The sequence below is a fragment of the Pseudomonas sp. PME37.24/025 genome (genome assembly GCF_055556615.1).
This window is the reverse complement of the sequence record NZ_JBVHNK010000009.1, coordinates 241,359-262,045: the sequence shown is the minus strand read 5'-3', so window position 1 is coordinate 262,045 and position 20,687 is coordinate 241,359. Positions and strand designations below refer to the sequence as shown.

The window sequence follows — 20,687 nt, the reverse complement described above, 5'->3', positions numbered from 1 at the left end:
ACGGAGGTTGATTGTCCGTAAGACCGTGTCCTGCAGCAATGACCATAACTGCCAGGAATGGTGGTAGGAGATGTCGCAAAGATCAAAAGATCGCAGCCTTCGGCAGCTCCTACAGTGTGTACGCGATCCAGGTAGGAGCTGGCGAAGCCTGCGATCTTTTGATCTTGCTGCTTCAACGCGCCGGAGGGCTCTCCCCCACCGGCACCACCGCCATGGTCAACCGCGACACACAACTGGCCTTGCCCTCATCACTGCTCAACCGAATATCCCAGACATGCGTCGTGCGACCAATGTGAATCGCCTTGGCCACCGCCGTCACCCGACCACTGCGCAGGCCGCGCAAATGGTTGGCGTTGATTTCCAGGCCCACGCAATAAAACTTGCTGGTGTCGATGCACAGGAAACTGGCCATCGAACCGACGGTTTCGGCCAGCACCACCGAGGCGCCGCCGTGCAACAAACCATAGGGCTGGTGCGTGCGATGGTCGATGACCATGCTTGCGGTCAGGGACTCGTCATCGAAGGCTTCGAAGCGAATATCCAGCACTTCGCCGATGGTGTTTTTCTGGATTGCGTTCAACTGCTCGACGTTGGGAGTGGTGCGCCACAGACTCATCGTTACGTTCCTTTGTTGGAGTTGTTCGTGGCTCAATCCTGCCACAGCACCGCCTCGCTGCGCTCGCTCCATTCTGCAAACCGAGCACCGTAAGCCGTTTCAATCATGTTGCGCTTGATCTTCAGGGTCGGTGTCAGGAAGCCGTTTTCGACCGCCCAACTGTCCTTGACCACCACCAATCGACGCAAGCGCTCATGCCTGTCGAGAACGCCGTTAACCTCCTCCAGCAGTTTTTCCAGGCTTGAATGCAAACCCGCCCGGGCCGATCCCTTCGCGTCCTGCTGACCGACCGCCGACAACACGCACAACCCCAGTGGTGCGCTCAGCCCATCGCCGACCACGCACACTTGTTCGATCCGCGAATGCACTGCCAGACGATTTTCAATCGGTGCCGGAGCAACGTATTTGCCTTTGCTGGTTTTGAAGATTTCCTTCAGGCGCCCGGTCAGGCGCAGGTTGCCTTCGGCGTCTTCTTCGCCCTTGTCACCGGTGCGCAGGAAACCGTCCTCGGTGATGGTTTCGGCGGTTTTCCCGGGTTCCTTGAAATAGCCGAGCATGGTCGCGCCACTGCGCACCAGTACTTCACCAGACGGTTCGATGCGCACTTCGACTTCCGGGCATGGCTTGCCGATCCAGCCGGGTTTGTTCTGGCCAGGCCGGCCGATGTGGGAATAACCGCAACTTTCGGTCATGCCGTACACCTCCAGCACATCCAGCCCCAGTTTTCGGTACCAGAGCAGCAAGGTCTGCGGCACTGGCGCCGCGCCCGACAAGGCGATGCGCAAGGCGTCCAGCCCCAGCCCGGCGAGAACTTTGTGCCCTACACGCTTGCCGATGAAGGGCAAGCCGAGCAGGAAGTCGAGACGTTTTTCCGGGATCTTGCTGTAGACGCCCATCTGGAATTTGGTCCAGATCCGTGGCACACCGAATAACGCGGTGGGCCGGGCACGTTTTAAATCAGTGAGAAAAGTGTCGAGGCTCTCGGCGAAGAACACCGTTTGCCCGGTGTAGATCGACGCCAGCTCGACGAACATCCGCTCGGCGACGTGGCACAGCGGCAGGTAGGACAGCAGGCGATCCGACTCATTCAGGCCGAACAGCTGTGTGCCGCGAGTGGTGGCAAATCCCAAGGTGGCGAAACTGTGCATCACACCTTTGGGCTGGCCCGTGGTGCCGGAGGTATAAATAATGGTCGCCAGTTGATCGGCGGCGGGCTTGGGGTCGTCCTGAATCGGCGAACTGCGTTGCAGATCGGCCCAGCTGAAATCGAAGTTGCCGGCCGGGCACAGCGGCAGGCTGATAGTTGCCAGGTCGGGGCTGACCCCGGCGGACATGCCCGGCCAGTCATCCAGCTTGCCAATGAACACCAGCGCGGCTTCGGAGTGATTGAGTACCTGAGCCACGGAATCGGCGGTCAGATTGGGATACAGCGGCACCGAGACATGCCCGGCCATCCAGATTGCCAGGTCGGCGATGATCCAGTGGGCGCAGTTTTTCGAGATCAGCGCGATGTGACTGCCTTGCGGCAATTCGCGAGCCCGCAGCCAGTGGGCAGCACAGCGCGCCTGATGACCGACCTCGGCCCACGTCAGCGTCTCGACCTGGCCGCCCCCCATTGGCTGGACCAGAAAGCGTTGGCGGGGATGACGGGCTTCACGCTCGTAAAAGGCGTCCAATGGCAAACGGGAAGCAGCAGACATGCGACTTGCTCCTTTATTTTTGATCTGGAGCAAGCGTAGTCAACCAAGCAAGTGCTTGGTTGACTATTTCACACAAAAAACAAGAATGCCGCCGCCCCTGTGGGAGCGTGGCTTGCCCGCGATGGCATCACCGCGGTTTCACCGATACACCGTGGTGTCTGCATCGCGGGCAAGCCACGCTCCCACAAAAACGGTCAAGGGTGCTTGATGCCGTTGAGCTTCATCGCCCCGACCAGCAGTTCGTCGCCCTCAAGCTCCGCCAGCCCGGCGGTGCCGACTTTCTCCGGCTCCTGCACATGACCATGCTGCAAATAGCCCAGCAGGTTACCGACCAGCGGGTTATGGCTGACCAGCAGCGCGTAATCCACGGACACCAACTGCTCTGCCACCGCTTGCGGATAGTTGTCGGGCTTGAGCCAGTCGACCGTGCGGATCTCTGGCGCGAAACCCAGCGCCGTACGCACAATTTCTGCCGTCTCCTGCGCTCGATGATAAGGACTGGCATAAATGGCGGTGAGCGGCTGGCCGATCAATTGGGCCGCAGCACGCAACACCTCTTCACGGCCGTGAGCGGTCAATGTCCGCTCGGAGTCGGGGCGAGTACCGTGAGGTTCGGCTTCACCATGACGCAATACCCAGAGTTTCATAGCTTCGGTTCCTCATCTCGGGCCGGATGCGGTGCTGGCGCCACAACGTGCGGGGCTTCACCTTCCGGTGTACGCGGCGTCGGCCAGTCGGCGAACGGCCAAGGCTTCTGGTCGCTGTGAAAGCTGCCGAAACGACCGATCTGCGCCAGAAACTGGCTCAGGCTGTCGCCGAAGTTCATCAGGCTGGCGCTCGGTGCGCCATAAATCAAACGATAGATCAGCTGCACCAATACCACCGCACCGAGGATCAATTGCGCCACTTGCCAGACCAGCACATAGACAATCATCCACAGCACTCGCAGCAGGATGGATTCGTACTTGGCTTCTACTTTCTGATCGTTCATGTCTCACTCCGTTCCTATTGAGTAGAGGGTTCAGTTGAAACCGCTGGTTGAGATAAAATCGACGTCGGTTTTCGGCTCGCCACGCATCAGCAGTGCGATCACCTGATCAAGCGTGCGTCCTTCGAACAGAATCGCATGCAATCCGGCGACCAATGGCATATACACGCCCGCATCCGAAGCCTTGGCCTTGAGCACCTTAAGGGTGTTCACACCTTCGGCGACTTCGCCCAGACGCGTCACCGCGTCTTCCAGGCTCAAGCCCTGGCCGAGGGCAAACCCGACCTGATAGTTGCGGCTTTTTGGCGACGAGCAGGTGACGATCAAATCGCCGACGCCCGCCAAACCGAGGAAGGTCATCGGGTTGGCGCCCTGATTCACCGCGAAGCGGGTCATTTCCGCCAGCGCCCGGGTGATCAGCATGCTCTTGGTGTTTTCACCCATGCCCAACGCCACCGCCATGCCGGCGATGATTGCGTAGACGTTTTTCAGTGCCCCGCCCAGCTCCACGCCAAAGCGGTCGGCGCTGGCGTACACGCGAAAGGTCCGGCCATGCAGTGCTTCCTGAACCCTTTGGCAAAGCTCTTCGTCTTCACTGGCGACCACGGTGGCGGTCAGCGCGTGTTCGGCGATTTCACGGGCCAGATTCGGGCCCGACAGCACGCCGATGCGCGCTTGCGGGGCGATTTCTTCGAGGATCTCGCTCATCAGCTTGAACGTATGGGCTTCGATACCTTTGGTCAGGCTCACCAGCAGTTTGCCGCTCAAACGTTCGGCGTGAGGAACCAATACCGAGCGCAGCGCGCTGGACGGCAGCGCGACGAAGCACAGGTCGCAGGCCTCCAGGGTGGCTTGCAGGTCCGTAACCGCCTCCACCGCCGGAAGAATCTTGATGCCTTTGAGGTAACGCGGGTTCTCGCGATTGACCCGAATGGCCTCAGCCTGTTCGGGGTCACGCATCCACAACCGGACCTGATGCCCATTCTCGGCCAGCAGATTAGCCACGGCGGTACCAAAACTTCCGCCTCCCAGGACCGCAATCGGGCGCTGTTCAGTCATATGCAATCCGTTAATCCATACCAGTGGCGATGCCGGCATTATACGGAGCGGCCCGGTCGCGGCCAGCCCCAGCATCAATTACCGACACTTGTAGGAAGAAGACCAAGAAAACCGAGGAAAATGCCCACAACGTGACTGGAAAAGTCTCTGCCCTCGGTTAACATGCGCGCCAACTAATCGCTATCAAGGCCGTGCCGTGTCTTTTGGCTTTCCCCGTCCTCGCTCGCCGCTGGTATTGGCGCTGATCTTCAGCTCGCCATTACTGGCCGACGACCTGTTCCTCGACAATGATCCGTTGCCGCAAGTGCTGACGGCGACGCGCTTGAAGCAGTCGCCTGCGGCCGTGCCGGGGAGCATGACGGTGATCGACAGCGAACTGATCAATGCCAGCGGCGCGCGGGACATCAGCGAGTTGCTGCGGCTGGTGCCGGGGATGATGGTCGGTAATATCAGCGGCAATCAGGCGGCGGTGAACTACCACGGCACCAAGGCCAGCGAAGCACGGCGCATGCAGGTGTTGATCGACGGCCGCTCGGTGTACCGAGCAGGCCTGGCCACGGTGGACTGGAGTGATATTCCGGTGGCCATGGAAGACATCGAACGCATCGAGGTTTTCCGTGGCCCGAACACCGTCAGTTACGGCGCCAACGCGCTGATGGCGGTGGTCAATATCATCACCCGTAAACCCGCCGACAGCCACGGCACGCGGCTGAAAGTCTCCCGTGGCCAGCGCGGTATCAATGATTTCTACGCCAGCCAGGGCATGGGCTGGGACAGCGGCGATTTGCGCCTGTCGTTGTCAGGCCAGCAAGACGACGGCTTCGACTCGGACCGCACCGGCGCCGATTACCGCGACAGCCGTCGCTTGAACCGCTTCAGCCTCGCCGTCAGCCAGACGCTCGATGAAAACCAGAGCATCGACTGGCAACTGAACGCCAAGGACGGGACTAACCAGCGGCCCTATACCTACCGTCCGGTGTTCTCGGGGATTACCGCCGCAGGGGACAATTCCGACGTCATCGCCAAGGACTATGCCGGCTCGCTGCGCTGGAACCTGGACATTAACCCCAATCACAGCCTTTATATTCAAGGCTCGGCGCAACATTGGGATCGCCAGCAGACGTGGCGCGCCTGCGATGCCGAGATCTCGTTCAGCCCGGAGCTGACCCAACTGTGGCAACTCAACCCGAACTACACCGAACGTCTGGCGCGTAACATGCTGCGCTACACCGGTTCCGGCGCACCGGCGGGCACTGAGGCGGAACGTGCGCTGGGCAATCAGGTATTGAGGCAATGGCAAAACGGCGCCCGGCAAACCCTCTGCGGCGACATTGACCAGAGCGCCCGGGAATCGCGCTACGACCTCGAACTGCAAGACACACTCAGCCTGTCCGACAGTCTGCGGTTGGTCAGTGGCATGAATTATCGTTACGACCGGGCAAATTCCGAGACCTACTTCAATGGCACGCTCGACGACACGACCTGGCGAGCGTTCGGCCAACTCGAGTGGCGTGCCACCGAGCACTGGTTGCTGCAGGGCGGGGCGATGTACGAAGACTCACAGTTGACGGGCAACTCGCTGACCCCACGGGTGGCGGTCAATTACCTGATCAATCCGCGCCATGGCTTGCGCGCGGTGTATTCGGAAGCCATCCGCTCGCCGGATATGTTCGAAAACAACGTCAACTGGAGCTACCAGGTAACCAATTTGCGACCCAGTGCGTACGGCCAGACCAGCGCCCGCTATTTCGTCAAGACCCGTGGCCCGGGCGACCTCGAACAGGAACGCATGCGCTCCCGGGAATTGGGCTATAACGGCTACTTCGCCGAATGGGGGCTGGCGGTCGACGTGAAGCTGTTCTATGACGAAATCACCGGCATGATCAGCGAACCGCTGCGCAACAACCAGTACATCGCCAGCAACTCGAACAGCTCGCGCTTCAGCGGAACTGAAACCCAGCTGGATTGGCGCCTCAGCAGCGCCGATCGTTTGCGCCTGACCTATGCCTATGTCGATGCCGAGGCGAGCAACCCGCTGGATGCACAACAGACTGCGCGCAACAGCGGCTCCGCCGGTTGGCTACGCGGCTGGGGCCATGGCTGGAACAGCGCGCTCTTCTACTATGGAGCCGACGCTCTCAACGGTTATCGCTTCGAACGGGTCGACACCCGCATCGCCAAACGCATTGGTTTGGGCAAGGCCAATCTGGAGCTGGCCGGGGTCCTCCAGCAGCGCCTCGACAATCAGTCCACCACCTTCGTCGACAACCATTACGACGAGCGCCGGGTGCTCTACTTCAGCGCGGAGCTGGAGTTTTAAGATGCAGCATCGCCCGTCACCGAAGACGCCAACCCTTGGCCGCCTGCTGGTCGGGTTGTGCCTGGTGTTTACCGGTTTGCTGTGCAGTCTGCCGGCACGGGCCGCCGACATTCTGCTGACGGGTGCCGAGGACAGCCCCGGTGTGGAGTCTTTCGTTCAGGCCCTGAGCGAGTTGCGCCCCACCGACAGCGTGCGCTTCCAGCCTGTCGCCAGCCTGCCGGCACCAGGCCAACTGCCCGTCGACATCCGCCTGGTTCTGCTCGACTTGCCCAGCCTCGACTGGCGCCTGCAAGACGCTCAGGGTCCGGCAACGCTGGTGCTGCGCATCAGCCGCCTGCAAGCCCGCCAACGCTTGGGCAACGACCTGCCCCCGCACCTCAGCCTGCTCTGGAGCGATCCGCCGCTGGACCGACAGTTGCGCCTGACCCGACTGCTTCTGCCTGAGGCCCGGCGGGTCGGTGTGCTTTTCGACAGCCACAGCGAATTCCTTTTGAAAGAACTGCGCCAGGCCGCCCTGCCCCTGGGCCTTGAAGTGGTCACCGAGCGTTGGGATAACACCCATGACAGTCGCCCCTTACAAGCCCTGCTGAAAAACAGCGATGTGCTGCTGGGCCTGGACGACCCTGATCTGTATAACCCGAAAACCGTGAAAAACTTGCTGCTCAGCAGCTATGCGCGGCACCTGGCGCTGATCGGTCCGAACGCAGCCTTTGTCAGGGCCGGCAGCCTGGCCAGCACTTACAGCGACCAGAACGATTGGCTGAAGATTCTCGACGAGCTGCTCGACCGCCCCTCGAACACCTGGCCACGCGCACTTTATCCGCAACACTTCAAGGTCTTAAGCAACCCGCAAGTGGCTCGTTCATTAAGTATTGAACCGATGAATGAAGCCTCTGTCGCAACACAGCTGGCCGAAGGAGAACGCCGCCCATGACCTTTCGTCGCGGTTGGGACATCAATACCCGCACCCAGATCATCAGCCTCGGCCCGGCCCTGCTGCTGACGTTGCTGCTGATCAGTTTTTTCACCTTCGTGCGAATCCAGGACCTGCGCCAGGAACTCAATCACACCGGCCAGCTGATCGCCAATCAACTGGCGCCAGCCACCGAATACGGGGTGATTTCAGGCAACAAAGAGGTGCTCGAAAGTTTGCTCAAGGCCACCCTGGCCACGCCCAACGTACGTTTTCTGGAAGTACAGGACCGCGCCAACCGGATTCTGGTGTACGTCGAGCAACCGTCGGAAGCCCATAACCGCTCGCATCAGGTCGAAGTGTTCCAGGCACCGGTGCGCCTGCAACGCATCGCGCTCAACAATGACTTTTTCCAGAACAGTCGTACCGTCGCCAGCGCGCCGGGCGAGGATTATCTGGGCCGGGTGATCGTCGGCCTGTCCAATGACGCCTTCAACCAACGCCAACAGGAAATCCTCTTCAAGGCCGGGATCCTGGCCTTGTTCGCTCTGTTATTTACATTTTTGCTGGCTCGGCGCCTGGCCGGCAGCCTGTCGCAACCGATCCACGACATTGGCAATGCGGTCAAGGCGATCCAGAAAGGCGACTACAAAACGCCCCTGCCGATTGTCGACGACACCGAGCTGGGCGCCCTGTCGCAGCACATCAACAACCTTGCCCAAGGCCTTGAGCAAGCCAGTCGCGAACAGCATCAGGCCATGGCGCAATTGATCCAGACCCGCGAGGAAGCGGAAAAGGCCAACAACGCCAAATCCGATTTCCTCGCGATGATGAGTCACGAATTGCGCACGCCGATGAATGGCGTGCTGGGCATGCTGCAACTGCTGGAAACCACCGCGATGACCGAGGAGCAGATCGAGTATGCAGCGCTGGCCTCGGAATCCACCGAACACCTGCTCAAAGTCATCAACGACATTCTCGATTTCTCGCGCATCGAGCGTTCGGAGCTGGAGCTGGAGCACATTCCGTTCAACCTTGCGGACCTGATCGGCAGTTGCGCCCAGTCATTCCAGCACAGCGCGGCGCAACGCGGGCTCGACCTGCAACTGCGGATCCCCGAGGACATGCGCGTCCTGCAGGTTCAGGGCGATCCGACGCGGATCCGGCAGATCCTGGTCAATCTGGTTGGCAATGCGCTGAAGTTCACCGAACGGGGCAGCGTCGCGATCGAACCGCAGTGGCAGTCCCTGGATCACCAACTGCTGTGGTTCACTTGCTCCGTGCGCGACAGCGGGATCGGCATCCCGCCCGCAAGCCTGGAATTGATGTTCAATGCGTTCCAGCAGGCCGACAGTTCTATTTCAAGACGTTACGGAGGCACCGGACTGGGGCTGCCGATTGCCCGCACGCTGGCTGAACGGATGGGCGGCACCTTGCGTGCTCAGAGCGAAGAAGGCGTTGGCTCGGTGTTCACCCTGGAAATCCCGTTGGCTCTGTATAAACAGCCACTGCCGGTGCGGACCCCGAGAGGTCATACCGGCAATGACCACGGCGAAGGTCGCAATGTGCTGCTGGTGGAGGACAATCCGGTCAACCGCACTGTTGTTGAAGCAATGTTGCGCAGTCTGGGCTTTACTGTCAGCGTCGTCACCGATGGTGCACAAGCGGTGCGTAGTGCCGAGAGCCTGATTTTCGAAGCGATTCTGATGGACTGCCGACTGCCGGTCATCGACGGCTACGAGGCCACCCGACAGATTCGCCGACTGCCCGGCTGCGCTGACGTGCCAATCATCGCCCTGACGGCCAACGCCTTGCAGGGCGACCGCGAAGCCTGCTTATCGGCAGGAATGAACGATTACCTGGCCAAGCCCTTCAAACGCACTGATCTGCAGCAAATTCTGCAGCGATGGGTGCAGTAGTACAGGCCTTTCGGCTATCTGCGACTGGCGTGAATGACGAAAGTGCGGCAGTCTTAGGCACCCGAACAGGCCCGAAAAGGGGCTTGAATAATAATTTCAGTGCACAAGTGTACATTCATGTCCTTGGTGCTGTGACTTTCACCACAACGCAATAGTCTATGAGTAGGCTGCTGACTCGAGGCATGAACGCTTCGATCGGCCGGGAAGATTCGCCCCACCCTGCCGCATGGACTATTGAGGAGCTCGCATGACCAAACAAAACGCCTTTACCCGGGAAGACCTGCTGCGCTGCAGTCGCGGTGAGCTGTTCGGCCCAGGTAACGCGCAACTGCCCGCCCCGAACATGCTGATGGTCGATCGCATCACCCATATCAGCGAAGAAGGTGGCAAGTACGGCAAAGGTGAATTGGTCGCCGAGCTGGATATCACTCCAGACCTGTGGTTCTTCGCCTGCCACTTCGAAGGTGATCCGGTGATGCCGGGCTGCCTGGGCCTTGATGCCATGTGGCAACTGGTCGGTTTCTTCCTCGGCTGGCAAGGCCTGCCGGGTCGCGGTCGCGCCTTGGGTTCGGGCGAAGTGAAATTCTTTGGCCAGGTACTGCCGACCGCCAAGAAAGTCACCTATAACATTCATATCAAACGCGTCCTCAAGGGCAAGCTGAACATGGCCATTGCCGATGGTTCGGTGACCGTCGACGGCCGCGAAATCTATACCGCCGAAGGCCTTCGGGTCGGCGTTTTCACCTCCACTGACAACTTCTAAGGGTTATCCGCATGCGCCGCGTCGTTATCACTGGTCTGGGCATCGTTTCGTGCCTGGGCAATGACAAAGAGACCGTCTCCGCTAACCTGCGTGCAAGCCGCCCTGGCATCCGGTTCAACCCGGAATATGCCGAAATGGGTCTGCGTAGCCAGGTTTCCGGCTCCATTGACCTTCCCCTCGAAGAACTGATCGATCGCAAGATCTTTCGCTTCGTCGGCCACGCGGCGGCTTACGCCTACCTGGCCATGAAAGATGCCATCGCAGACTCCGGTCTGACCGAAGAGCAAGTTTCCAACGTGCGTACCGGCCTGATCGCTGGCTCCGGTGGCGCGTCGACCTTGAACCAGATGGAAGCGCTGGACATCCTGCGCGAGAAAGGCGTCAAGCGCGTCGGCCCGTACCGCGTCACGCGGACCATGGGCAGCACCGTTTCAGCCTGCCTGGCCACGCCGTTCAAGATCAAGGGTGTGAACTACTCGATCTCCTCCGCTTGCGCCACCAGTGCTCACTGCATCGGTAATGCCATGGAACAGATCCAGCTGGGCAAGCAGGACATCGTTTTCGCCGGTGGTGGTGAAGAAGAACACTGGAGCCAATCGTTCCTGTTCGACGCCATGGGCGCCCTGTCCACCCAGTACAACGAAACCCCGGAAAAAGCTTCCCGTGCCTACGACGCCAAGCGTGACGGTTTCGTCATTGCCGGCGGTGGCGGCATGGTCGTGGTCGAAGAGCTGGAACACGCTCTGGCCCGCGGCGCGAAGATCTACGCGGAAATCGTTGGCTACGGCGCGACCTCCGACGGCTACGACATGGTCGCCCCAAGCGGCGAAGGCGCCATCCGCTGCATGCAAATGGCCATGTCCACCATCGACGCACCGATCGACTACCTGAACACCCACGGCACCTCGACTCCGGTCGGCGACGTCATGGAAATGAAAGGTGTGCGCGAAGTGTTCGGCGACAAGGCTCCGGCCATCAGCTCCACCAAGAGCCTGTCGGGTCACTCCCTGGGCGCCGCTGGTGTTCACGAAGCGATCTACTGCCTGCTGATGATGGAAGGCAACTTCATGGCGGGTTCGGCCAACATCGACGAACTGGACCCGGAAGTGGCAGACATGCCAATCCTGACCAAGACTCGTGAAGACGCCACCATCAACACCGTGATGAGCAACAGCTTCGGCTTCGGTGGCACCAACGCCACGCTGGTACTGAAGCGTTGGGCAGGTAAATAACACCTCGCCGTTTCGCTGTACACAAAAACGCCCCGACTGGTTCGGGGCGTTTTTTTGTGCTCGAAGAATTGAACGCCACAACCATTGTGGGAGCGAGCTTGCTCGCGATGAGGGAGTGTCAATCGACATTATTGCCGTCTGACCCACCGCCATCGCGAGCAAGCTCGCTCCCACAGGTTCTGTGCTCTACACGGGATTTTCGGTGCTTCCAACATGAAGCTTTTGTCATGAAACCAAAAGCCCTGCGACTGAATGTCGCGTATTTCGCGGGCTGCAGGACTTTTTCTGTTTTGGCAAAAAAGCGTTACCAAACTCAGTCGTTTACTTAGCCGGCTAATCAAACTTATAACAAAGGCCTGCACACGCCTTGCTGCAGATAACAGAGATGGGAGTTAGCAGATGACTGTAAAAGTAACTGAACGCGACGATTCACATATGTCCCATGAAGGCATCGCCGCCGGTATCCGCATCTGGGATGTACATCAACAAGACCTGCTGGTCGGGATGTTCCACTCCGAGACCGAAGCCCACCAATACAAGGCCGAACTGGAAACACTGGAGCAGCAGCGCGAAGCGCGCTCTGCATAATGACCGCATTGAAAACGACAAACCCCGCCATGAGCGGGGTTTGTCGTTATTGCAGTCGCTAACGGCTTACCACATCAGATCATCAGGGATCTGATAGGCCGCGTACGGATCGTCTTCGACGCTGACTTCTTCTGTCTTCACGTTCATCTGCACGATGCGCTGTGGATCGCGCTCCTGGATCTTCAGGGCCGCCTCACGCGGGATCACTTCATAACCGCCGGCATGGTGCACGATCGCCAGGAAGCCATTGCTGAGCTGGTTACGCATCAGGGTGTTGACGGAGATGCGCTTGACCTTCTTGTCATCGACGAAGTTGTAGTAGTCCTCGGTGGTCAGCTTGGGCAGGCGCGAGACTTCGATCAATTGCTTGATCTGGGCGGCGCGGGCCTTCGCTTCGGCCTTCTCCTGCTGCTGGCGGTTCAGCTCCTGGTCGCGCTTGACCTTCTCGGCCATGGCTTCCTGAGCGGCACGCTGCTGGGAGTCATCGAGTTCAATCTGACCTTTATGGGCCAGACGTTGCTGCTTCTGCTTCTCTTTGCCGACCTGTTTGGCCTGCTTTTGATTGACCAGCCCTGCTTTGAGCAACTGGTCGCGAAGGGAAATGCTCATGGTGCTTATTTCTCACTTAGGCAACTGCTCAACCGCAGCTGGGCAAATTCTTTTCCTGACGTTTGGCTTCGCCCCACAAGGCGTCCAACTCTTCGAGGGTGCAATCTTCTATGGGACGGTGGGTGTCGCGCAATGCCTGTTCGATAAATCGGAAGCGTCTTTCAAATTTTGAGTTCGCGCCGCGCAGTGCGGTTTCCGGATCGACCTTGAGATGTCGCGCCAGATTGACCACGGAAAACAGCAGGTCGCCGACTTCATCGGCAATCGCTACCGCGTCATTGTCGGCCATGGCTTCGAGCACTTCATCGAGCTCTTCGCGCACCTTGTCGAGCACCGGCAAGGCGTCCGGCCAGTCGAAACCGACCTGCCCCGCGCGCTTCTGCAGTTTTGCCGAACGGGACAGCGCCGGCAACGCGGCAGGCACGTCGTCGAGCAAGGACAACTGCTCCGGCGCCAAAGACTTCTCGGCGCGTTCTTGCGCCTTGATCTCTTCCCAGCGTTGCTTGACCTGCTCTTCATTCAAACGCGGGATGTCCAGCGGCGCATACAGATCACCGGTGGGGAACACGTGAGGATGACGGCGGATCAGCTTGCGCGTGATGCTGTCGACCACGCCATCGAACTCGAAGCGCCCTTCTTCCCGGGCCAGTTGGCTGTAATAAACCACCTGGAAAAGCAAGTCGCCCAACTCACCCTGCAAGTGATCGAAGTCCCCGCGCTCGATGGCGTCAGCGACTTCGTAGGCTTCTTCCAGGGTGTGCGGGACGATGGTCGCGTAGGTTTGCTTGATGTCCCATGGGCAACCGTACTGCGGGTCGCGCAGACGGTTCATCAGGTGCAGCAAGTCTTCAAGTGAATACATTTATCAAACTCTGCAAGAACCTGTGGGAGCCGGGCTTGTCGGATCGCCGCACCGCCGCGATGGCATCACCTCGGTTTCTCAGGATGACCGAGGTGATGCCATCGCAGGCAAGCCAGCTCCCACAAAAGCCCGGCGGCCACAAAAAATGGTCGCGTTACGGTGTGCGGTTACGGCGGGTTTCGATGATATTCGGCAACTGGGAAATCCGCCCCAGCAACCGCCCCAGCGCATCCAGCCCCGGAATCTCGATGGTCAGGGACATCAACGCCGTGTTGTCCTCCTTGTTCGAACGAGTGTTGACCGCCAGCACGTTGATCCGCTCGTTGAGCAGCACCTGCGACACGTCACGCAGCAGACCGGAGCGGTCGTAGGCGCGGATGATGATGTCCACCGGATAGGTGAGCACCGGCACCGGCCCCCAGCTGACCTGAATGATCCGCTCCGGCTCGCGCCCGGCCAGTTGCAGCACCGAGGCGCAATCCTGACGGTGAATGCTCACACCACGGCCCTGAGTGATGTAACCGACGATCGCATCCCCCGGCAGCGGCTGGCAGCAGCCGGCCATCTGGGTCATCAGGTTGCCGACGCCCTGGATCTGAATGTCGCCGCGCTTGCCCGGCTTGTAGCCGGTGGCTTTGCGCGGGATCAGTTCCAGCTGTTCGTTGCCGCGCTCCGGCTCGACCAGTTGCTGCGCCAGGTTCACCAGTTGTGCCAGGCGTAAATCGCCTGCGCCCAAGGCGGCGAACATGTCCTCGGCGGTCTTCATGTTGGCCTTCTCGGCCAGCTTGTCGAAGTCCACCTGCGGCAGGCCGAGGCGATTGAGTTCGCGCTCGAGCAAGGTTTTACCGGCCGCGACGTTCTGATCGCGCGCCTGCAATTTGAACCAGTGAACGATCTTCGCCCGGGCCCGCGAGGTGGTGATGTAACCCAGGTTCGGGTTCAGCCAGTCGCGGCTCGGGGTGCCGTGCTTGCTGGTGATGATCTCGACCTGTTCACCGGTTTGCAGACTGTAGTTGAGCGGCACGATGCGCCCGTTGATCTTGGCGCCGCGGCAGTTGTGACCGATTTCGGTGTGCACGCGGTAGGCAAAATCCAGCGGTGTCGCGCCCTTCGGCAAGTCGATGGCGTGACCGTCCGGGGTAAAGATGTAGACCCGGTCCGGCTCGATATCGACCCGCAGTTGTTCGGCAAGGCCACCAATATCACCAAGTTCTTCGTGCCACTCGAGGACCTGACGCAGCCAGGAGATTTTCTCTTCATAGTGATTGGAGCTGGACTTGACGTCGGTGCCTTTGTACTTCCAGTGCGCGCATACCCCCAGCTCGGCTTCTTCGTGCATCGCGTGGGTGCGGATCTGCACTTCCAGCACCTTGCCTTCAGGGCCGATGACCGCGGTGTGCAGCGAGCGGTAGCCGTTCTCTTTCGGGTTGGCGATGTAGTCGTCGAACTCTTTCGGGATATGCCGCCACAGGGTGTGGACGATGCCGAGCGCGGTGTAGCAGTCGCGCATTTCCGGCACCAGCACGCGAACGGCGCGCACGTCGTAGATCTGGCTGAACTCCAGACCCTTGCGCTGCATTTTGCGCCAGATCGAATAGATGTGTTTGGCACGGCCGCTGATGTCGGCATCGACGCCGGTGGCCTGCAACTCGTCTTTGAGTTGGGTCATCACGTCGGCGATAAAGCGCTCGCGATCCAGCCGTCGCTCGTGGAGCAACTTGGCGATCTGCTTGTACTGGTCGGGCTCAAGATAGCGGAAGGACAAGTCCTCCAGCTCCCACTTGATATGACCGATACCGAGGCGGTGGGCCAGCGGCGCGTAAATGTCGAAGACTTCACGGGCGACGCGATTGCGCTTCTCGTCGTCAGCGGTTTTCACCGCGCGGATCGCACAGGTGCGCTCGGCCAGTTTGATCAGCGCGACGCGCACGTCGTCGACCATGGCCACCAGCATTTTGCGCAGGTTCTCGACCTGGCCCTGAGTGCCCAGCACCAGGGATTGACGGGGGCTCAGGCTGGCGCTGATCGCCGCCATGCGCAACACGCCGTCGATGAGTTTGGCGACCACCGGACCGAAACGCTGGCTGACCGCCGGCAATTGGATCTGGCCTTCGCGCACGCCGCGGTACAGCACGGCTGCGACCAACGAATCCTGATCGAGTTTGAGGTCGGCGAGAATCTCGGCGATCTCAAGGCCGGTGCGGAAACTCGAGGTCCCTTCGGACCACAGATTCTTTGCCGCATTGGCTTGTTGTTCGGCCTCGCGAGCGAACTCGCAGGCTTCCTTCAAGGCTTCGCGATCCAGTGCCAGATCGACACTGACCGCATGATCGAGCCAAGCCTCGAGGTTGATACTGCCGTCCGTGTTGATCGGCTGGTGTGCTCTCACCTGTACCATCTTGCTTTACCTTCCCTACGACGCAGATTCAATGCGTCAAATCGCTGACCTTCGCTGCCCGTGTGCACTCGCGGGGCTAAGACGAATGCATGTGCACGGGCGGGTCAGTCGGACCAGACGAGCCGTCCTAGCTCGCTTCAAATAACGCCATGGCCTCGACATGTGCCGTCTGAGGAAACATATCGAGAATCCCGGCACGTTTTAACCGGTAGCCCTGCTTGATCAATTCCACCGTGTCGCGCGCCAGCGTTGCCGGGTTGCACGACACATACACCAATCGTTTGGCGCCCAGGGACGCCAGCTTGCGCACCACCTCAAAAGCGCCATCGCGAGGTGGGTCCAAGAGTACCGCACAAAAGCCTTCATCGGCCCATTCGGCATCGGCCAAAGGCCGGGATAAATCGGCCTGAAAAAACTTCACGTTATGCAGATTATTGCTGACAGCATTCGCGGCGGCACGCTCGACCATCGCCTGCACGCCCTCCACCGCCACCACTTCGCGAACGGTTTTGGCCAGCGGCAAGGCAAAGTTGCCCAACCCGCAAAACAGGTCCAGAACCCGCTCATCAGATTTCGGCGCCAACCATGCCAACGCCTGGGCGACCATCGCTTCGTTGACCCCGGCGTTGACCTGGATGAAATCTCCTGGCCGATACGCCAGGTTCAAGTCCCACTGCTCAAGGCGATAACCCAGCGACTGATCGGCCTCGACCGGTTGCGGCTCGCCGTCGCCATGCAGCCACAACTGGGCTTCATGGAACGCGCAGAATTCCTTGAGGATGGTCATGTCGGCTTCGGACAACGGCGCCATGTGCCGCAGCAATACCGCCAATGACGAACCGCTGAACAACTCCACATGCCCCAGTGCCTGAGGTTTGCTCAAGCGCCGCAGCATCTCCGGCAAGCGGCTCATGATCGGTTGCAAGGGCTGTACCAGCACCGGGCATTCGTTGATGGCGACGATGTCCTGACTGCCGGCAGCGCGGAAGCCGACTTCGAGTTTTTTCGCTTTCATGTCCCAACGCACCGCCACTCGGGCGCGACGACGGTAGCCGAATTCCGGACCGCTCAACGGCGCTGCCCACTCTTCAGGTTCGACACCGGCAACCCGCGACAATTGCTCGGCGAGCATGCGCTGTTTCAGGGCGAGCTGTTCGTTGTGGGGCAAATGCTGCACGCTGCAACCGCCGCAGCGAGCGGCATGAGCGCACGGTGCCGGGCGGCGCAAATCACTGGACTGGAACACGCGCTCGGTGCGCGCCTCGACCACTTTGCCGTGGGCACCCAAGACCCGCGCCTCGACGTCTTCACCGGCCAATGCGCCGATGACGAACCAGGTGCGACCTTCGAAAAACGCGATACCGCGACCGTCATTGGCCAGGCGCTCGATGGTCAAGCGCTGCTTTTTGCCGGTCGGGACTTGCGGGGCCTTGCTGCCGCCCGTGGGCTGGAAGCGCAGGCCTCTCTCTTGCTTGGCCATCAGTTGGGCGCGTCGAAAATGCCGGTCGACAGGTAACGGTCGCCACGGTCGCAGATGATCGCGACGATCACCGCGTTTTCAACTTCTTTGGACAGGCGCAGCATCGCCGCCACGGCACCGCCCGAAGACACGCCGCAGAAGATGCCTTCTTCGCGCGCCAGACGACGGGTCACGTCTTCGGCTTCGCTTTGCGCCATGTCGACGATCCGGTCCACGCGCTCGGCCTGGTAGATCTTCGGCAGGTATTCCTGCGGCCAGCGACGGATGCCCGGAATCGCCGAGCCTTCCATCGGTTGCAGCCCGATGATCTGCACGTTGTCGTTCTGCTCTTTCAAGTAGCGCGAAACGCCCATGATGGTGCCGGTGGTGCCCATCGAGCTGACGAAATGAGTGATGGTGCCTTCGGTCTGACGCCAGATTTCCGGACCGGTGGTGGTGTAGTGCGCCTCGGGGTTGTCACCGTTGGCGAACTGATCCAGCACCTTGCCGCGACCTTCGGCTTCCATTCGCTGGGCGAGGTCGCGAGCGCCTTCCATGCCTTCTTCCTGGGTGACCAGAATCAGCTCGGCGCCATAGGCCGTCATCGCGGCTTTACGCTCGGCGCTGGAGTTGTCCGGCATGATCAGGATCATCTTGTAACCCTTGATCGCGGCAGCCATCGCCAGGGCGATCCCGGTGTTGCCCGAGGTCGCTTCGATCAACGTATCGCCGGCGTGGATCTGCCCGCGTAATTCGGCGCGGGTGATCATCGACAGCGCCGGACGGTCCTTGACCGAACCCGCCGGGTTGTTCCCTTCAAGCTTGAGCAAAAGGGTGTTGCTGGTGGCGCCAGGCAGGCGCTGCAAACGGACCAGCGGAGTGTTGCCGACGCAATCGGCGATGGTTGGGTACTGCAAGGTCATGGCGTATTCGCAATCCAGACTGCGGGGGCGCCTATCATACCGGCAAACGTGCGCAGGCCATATCACGCAAAGTAAGGGGCTTATGGCTTATGGGAATAAGGGTGGGTTTTGTATGGAATGTGAGGGCCTCTTCGCGGGCAAGCCCGCTCCCACAGGGTTTGGAGTTGATCACACAATTTGTGGCAGATACACATCAACTGTGGGAGCAGGCTTGCCCGCGATAGCGTCATCACTGACACCGTCATCATCTGCCAATAACCGCATATTCAGCCGCAACCCTGCCCCGCTATTCTCCGCCCACAACCGCCCACCCTGGCGCTGCACCGCATTCCTCGCGATGCTCAAACCCAATCCGAATCCACCATCCCCCGGCCGCGAACCATCAAGCCGGATGAACGGCGAGAAGATCCGTTCAAGATCCTCGTCAGCCACCCCGCCGCCCTCGTCCTCCAGCCACAAGCGCCAGAAATCGCCATCACGCCGACCACCGAGCGTCACGACACCGCCCTTGGGTGAATGACGAATGGCGTTGCGCAGAATGTTTTCCAACGCCTGGGCCAGGGTATTGAGATGGCCACGAACCCAGCAGGATGCATCCACTGCACAGTGCAACTGACTCGCCGGCCAGCCACTTTCATAGCAGGCGTTTTCCGTGAGCATTTCCCACAAGGCCTGGACCTGGATCGCTTCATCGGGCAACGGCGCGCGCTCGGTGTCGAGCCAGGCGAGTTGCAGGGCGTCTTCGACCAGACGCTGCATGCCGTCGACCTCCCGGCCAATCCGTTCGCGCAGTTGCCCCAGGTCCTGCTCGCTTTCACTGGCCACCCGCAGCCGGCTCAGCGGTGTGCGCAATTCATGGGACAGGTCGCGCAGCAGTTGCTGTTGCAGGGCCACTGTGCTTTGCAGGCGCTCGGCCATGTGATCGAAGGCCCGGCCCAGTTCACCCAATTCATCCGAACGATTGGTGGTGCGACTCGATAAACGCACCGTCAGTTGGTCGGCGCGCCAGGCGTTGGCCTGTTCGCGCAAGCTGTTCAATGGCACGACCAACAATCGATACAGCCCCACGCACAGCAGCAGGGTGAACAGCCCGGGAATCACCCCATTGGTGATCACCCGCCAAAACACCCGGTAGCGCCCGGGCATGAAACGCTGAGGCAACTCGATCACCAGGCTGCCGGCAGACGGGTCGTTGGGAAATGGAATTTTCAGCCACGGCAGGCCTTGGTGACGCCGACTCACCGGCCAATCCAGACCGCGCAAAAAGGTCAGGCGCTGGATTTCCTGGTTGGCTAGCGGATAGCTGCTCAAGGATTGCAAGTCGCCACCAATGACACCGACCCAGGTCGACTCGTGCTGGCCGACACGCCGCAACCAGGCATCAATGCCTGCACTCTGTTGTTCGTTCCACGCCCGCTCCGCCTCGGCGGCGTAGCTCGTCAGGGTGCCCCGGGCCTCGTCGGACAGGAACAGGTTTTTCTTTTCCATGTAGCGGCCCCAGGACCAGCTCAACCAGATCATCAGCAGACAGAACGCCACCAACAAGCAAGCCAGTTTCCAGAACAGTGAATGCCTGCCCGGCACGTCAGACCATTTCATCGGCGGCACTCAGTACATACCCCTTGCCCCAGACCGTACGCACTTCGCGCTCGGTGTAGCCGATGGCCTTGAGCTTGCGGCGAATCTGACTGATGTGCATGTCGAGGCTGCGGTCATGGGGCGCGTAACCGCGCTGCAACACCTGCTGATAAAGGAACGCCTTGCTCAGTACTTCATCACCGTTGCGATTCAATGTATCCAGCAACCGATATTCGCTGCGAGTCAGGCCGGCCGCGTGCTCGCCCAGAAAGACCTCGCACCGTTCATCGTCGAAACGCAGGCAGTCCATCGCAGGGGCAATCGGCGCCGGCACCGGCCGCCGGTCGAGCGCCACCCGCCGCAGGATCGCCTCGATGCGCACCCGCAACTCGGCCATGCTGAACGGTTTGGGCAGGTAATCGTCGGCGCCGAGGCGAAAGCCACTGATGCGATCCGCCTCCGCGCCCAGCGCCGACATCAGCACCACCGGCGTGGAATGGCTCTGGCGCAATTGGGTCAGCACCGCCAGGCCATCCAGCCCCGGCAGCAGAATATCCATCAACACCACATCGAAGGCTTGTTGGCGGGCAATGGCCAACCCTTCCTGACCGTTCTGGCACCAGGTCACCTGAAAACCGCAGCGCCCCAGATGCTCATGGACATAAGCACCGAGCACCAGATCGTCTTCGATGGAGAGGATGCGGGGATGGCCAACAGAGATGGGAGTCATGAGTATCTGCAAATAATTCTCAGTTGCCGA

18 protein-coding genes are annotated in these 20,687 nt (G+C 60.3%); 6 read left to right on the top strand and 12 right to left on the bottom strand.

The genetic code is table 11. The features are described 5' to 3' along the window. Positions 1 to 172 precede the first annotated feature (172 nt). From ACZ3HH_RS18165 to ACZ3HH_RS18145, 5 genes are all read right to left on the bottom strand, one after another. Entirely contained in the window at positions 173 to 616 is a 444-nt protein-coding gene (locus ACZ3HH_RS18165; protein WP_465806435.1) for a hotdog fold thioesterase, read from the bottom strand. Between the two features lie 32 nt (positions 617 to 648). Then, positions 649 to 2,316 carry an AMP-binding protein gene (locus ACZ3HH_RS18160; RefSeq protein ID WP_465806433.1) on the bottom strand — a complete coding sequence of 556 codons (1,668 nt, stop codon included), beginning with the start codon at positions 2,314 to 2,316 and terminating at the stop codon, positions 649 to 651. Positions 2,317 to 2,510: 194 nt separating this feature from the next. Further along, entirely contained in the window at positions 2,511 to 2,963 is a 453-nt protein-coding gene (gene sixA / locus ACZ3HH_RS18155; protein ID WP_465806431.1) for a phosphohistidine phosphatase SixA, read from the bottom strand. Beyond that, positions 2,960 to 3,307 (bottom strand): DUF4389 domain-containing protein, encoded by a 348-nt coding sequence (locus tag ACZ3HH_RS18150; RefSeq protein ID WP_095051689.1) that lies wholly within the window; start codon positions 3,305 to 3,307, stop codon positions 2,960 to 2,962. The genes sixA and ACZ3HH_RS18150 overlap by 4 nt, the downstream gene beginning before the upstream one ends. Positions 3,308 to 3,337: 30 nt before the next feature. Beyond that, positions 3,338 to 4,363, bottom strand: coding sequence for an NAD(P)H-dependent glycerol-3-phosphate dehydrogenase (locus ACZ3HH_RS18145; protein WP_253548636.1), 1,026 nt, complete (start codon positions 4,361 to 4,363; stop codon positions 3,338 to 3,340). 196 nt (positions 4,364 to 4,559) lie between these two features. On the opposite strand from ACZ3HH_RS18145, the gene ACZ3HH_RS18140 reads away from it, so the two are divergent. The 6 genes from ACZ3HH_RS18140 (at position 4,560) to ACZ3HH_RS18115 (ending at position 12,098) form a co-directional block, all read left to right on the top strand. After that, positions 4,560 to 6,683 carry a TonB-dependent receptor plug domain-containing protein gene (locus tag ACZ3HH_RS18140; protein WP_465806428.1) on the top strand — a complete coding sequence of 708 codons (2,124 nt, stop codon included), beginning with the start codon at positions 4,560 to 4,562 and terminating at the stop codon, positions 6,681 to 6,683. Between the two features lies 1 nt (position 6,684). Then, positions 6,685 to 7,617, top strand: coding sequence for an ABC transporter substrate-binding protein (locus tag ACZ3HH_RS18135; protein WP_465806425.1), 933 nt, complete (start codon positions 6,685 to 6,687; stop codon positions 7,615 to 7,617). After that, complete coding sequence (locus ACZ3HH_RS18130; RefSeq protein WP_465806423.1) at positions 7,614 to 9,515, top strand: ATP-binding protein; 1,902 nt, start codon at positions 7,614 to 7,616, stop codon at positions 9,513 to 9,515. Before ACZ3HH_RS18135 ends, ACZ3HH_RS18130 begins: the two co-directional genes overlap by 4 nt. A 247-nt stretch (positions 9,516 to 9,762) precedes the next feature. Further along, the gene (gene fabA / locus ACZ3HH_RS18125) at positions 9,763 to 10,278 is read left to right on the top strand and encodes a 3-hydroxyacyl-[acyl-carrier-protein] dehydratase FabA (protein WP_007899046.1); all 516 of its coding nucleotides are present in this window, start codon (positions 9,763 to 9,765) and stop codon (positions 10,276 to 10,278) included. Positions 10,279 to 10,289: 11 nt separating this feature from the next. Then, positions 10,290 to 11,510: a beta-ketoacyl-ACP synthase I gene (gene fabB, locus ACZ3HH_RS18120; RefSeq protein ID WP_367374645.1), complete on the top strand. Its 1,221-nt coding sequence runs from the start codon at positions 10,290 to 10,292 to the stop codon at positions 11,508 to 11,510. A gap of 399 nt (positions 11,511 to 11,909) precedes the next feature. Beyond that, the gene (locus tag ACZ3HH_RS18115; protein ID WP_030130084.1) at positions 11,910 to 12,098 is read left to right on the top strand and encodes a hypothetical protein; all 189 of its coding nucleotides are present in this window, start codon (positions 11,910 to 11,912) and stop codon (positions 12,096 to 12,098) included. A gap of 66 nt (positions 12,099 to 12,164) precedes the next feature. Here ACZ3HH_RS18115 and ACZ3HH_RS18110 read toward each other — a convergent pair whose 3' ends face one another. From ACZ3HH_RS18110 to ACZ3HH_RS18080, 7 genes are all read right to left on the bottom strand, one after another. Further along, positions 12,165 to 12,707 carry a DUF2058 domain-containing protein gene (locus ACZ3HH_RS18110; RefSeq protein WP_465806420.1) on the bottom strand — a complete coding sequence of 181 codons (543 nt, stop codon included), beginning with the start codon at positions 12,705 to 12,707 and terminating at the stop codon, positions 12,165 to 12,167. Between the two features lie 28 nt (positions 12,708 to 12,735). Further along, positions 12,736 to 13,569 carry a nucleoside triphosphate pyrophosphohydrolase gene (mazG, locus tag ACZ3HH_RS18105; protein WP_465806418.1) on the bottom strand — a complete coding sequence of 278 codons (834 nt, stop codon included), beginning with the start codon at positions 13,567 to 13,569 and terminating at the stop codon, positions 12,736 to 12,738. A gap of 154 nt (positions 13,570 to 13,723) precedes the next feature. Continuing rightward, positions 13,724 to 15,967, bottom strand: coding sequence for a GTP diphosphokinase (relA, locus tag ACZ3HH_RS18100; RefSeq protein ID WP_465806416.1), 2,244 nt, complete (start codon positions 15,965 to 15,967; stop codon positions 13,724 to 13,726). A gap of 127 nt (positions 15,968 to 16,094) precedes the next feature. Beyond that, positions 16,095 to 17,447, bottom strand: coding sequence for a 23S rRNA (uracil(1939)-C(5))-methyltransferase RlmD (gene rlmD, locus ACZ3HH_RS18095; RefSeq protein WP_465806414.1), 1,353 nt, complete (start codon positions 17,445 to 17,447; stop codon positions 16,095 to 16,097). Further along, entirely contained in the window at positions 17,447 to 18,349 is a 903-nt protein-coding gene (gene cysM / locus ACZ3HH_RS18090) for a cysteine synthase CysM (protein WP_095051678.1), read from the bottom strand. Before cysM ends, rlmD begins: the two co-directional genes overlap by 1 nt. Positions 18,350 to 18,517: 168 nt before the next feature. Beyond that, positions 18,518 to 19,948, bottom strand: a complete 1,431-nt coding sequence (locus ACZ3HH_RS18085; protein ID WP_465806412.1) for a histidine kinase sensor domain-containing protein — start codon at positions 19,946 to 19,948, stop codon at positions 18,518 to 18,520. Continuing rightward, positions 19,935 to 20,657, bottom strand: coding sequence for a response regulator transcription factor (locus ACZ3HH_RS18080; RefSeq protein WP_465806410.1), 723 nt, complete (start codon positions 20,655 to 20,657; stop codon positions 19,935 to 19,937). The genes ACZ3HH_RS18085 and ACZ3HH_RS18080 overlap by 14 nt, the downstream gene beginning before the upstream one ends. Between the last annotated feature and the right edge of the window lie 30 nt (positions 20,658 to 20,687).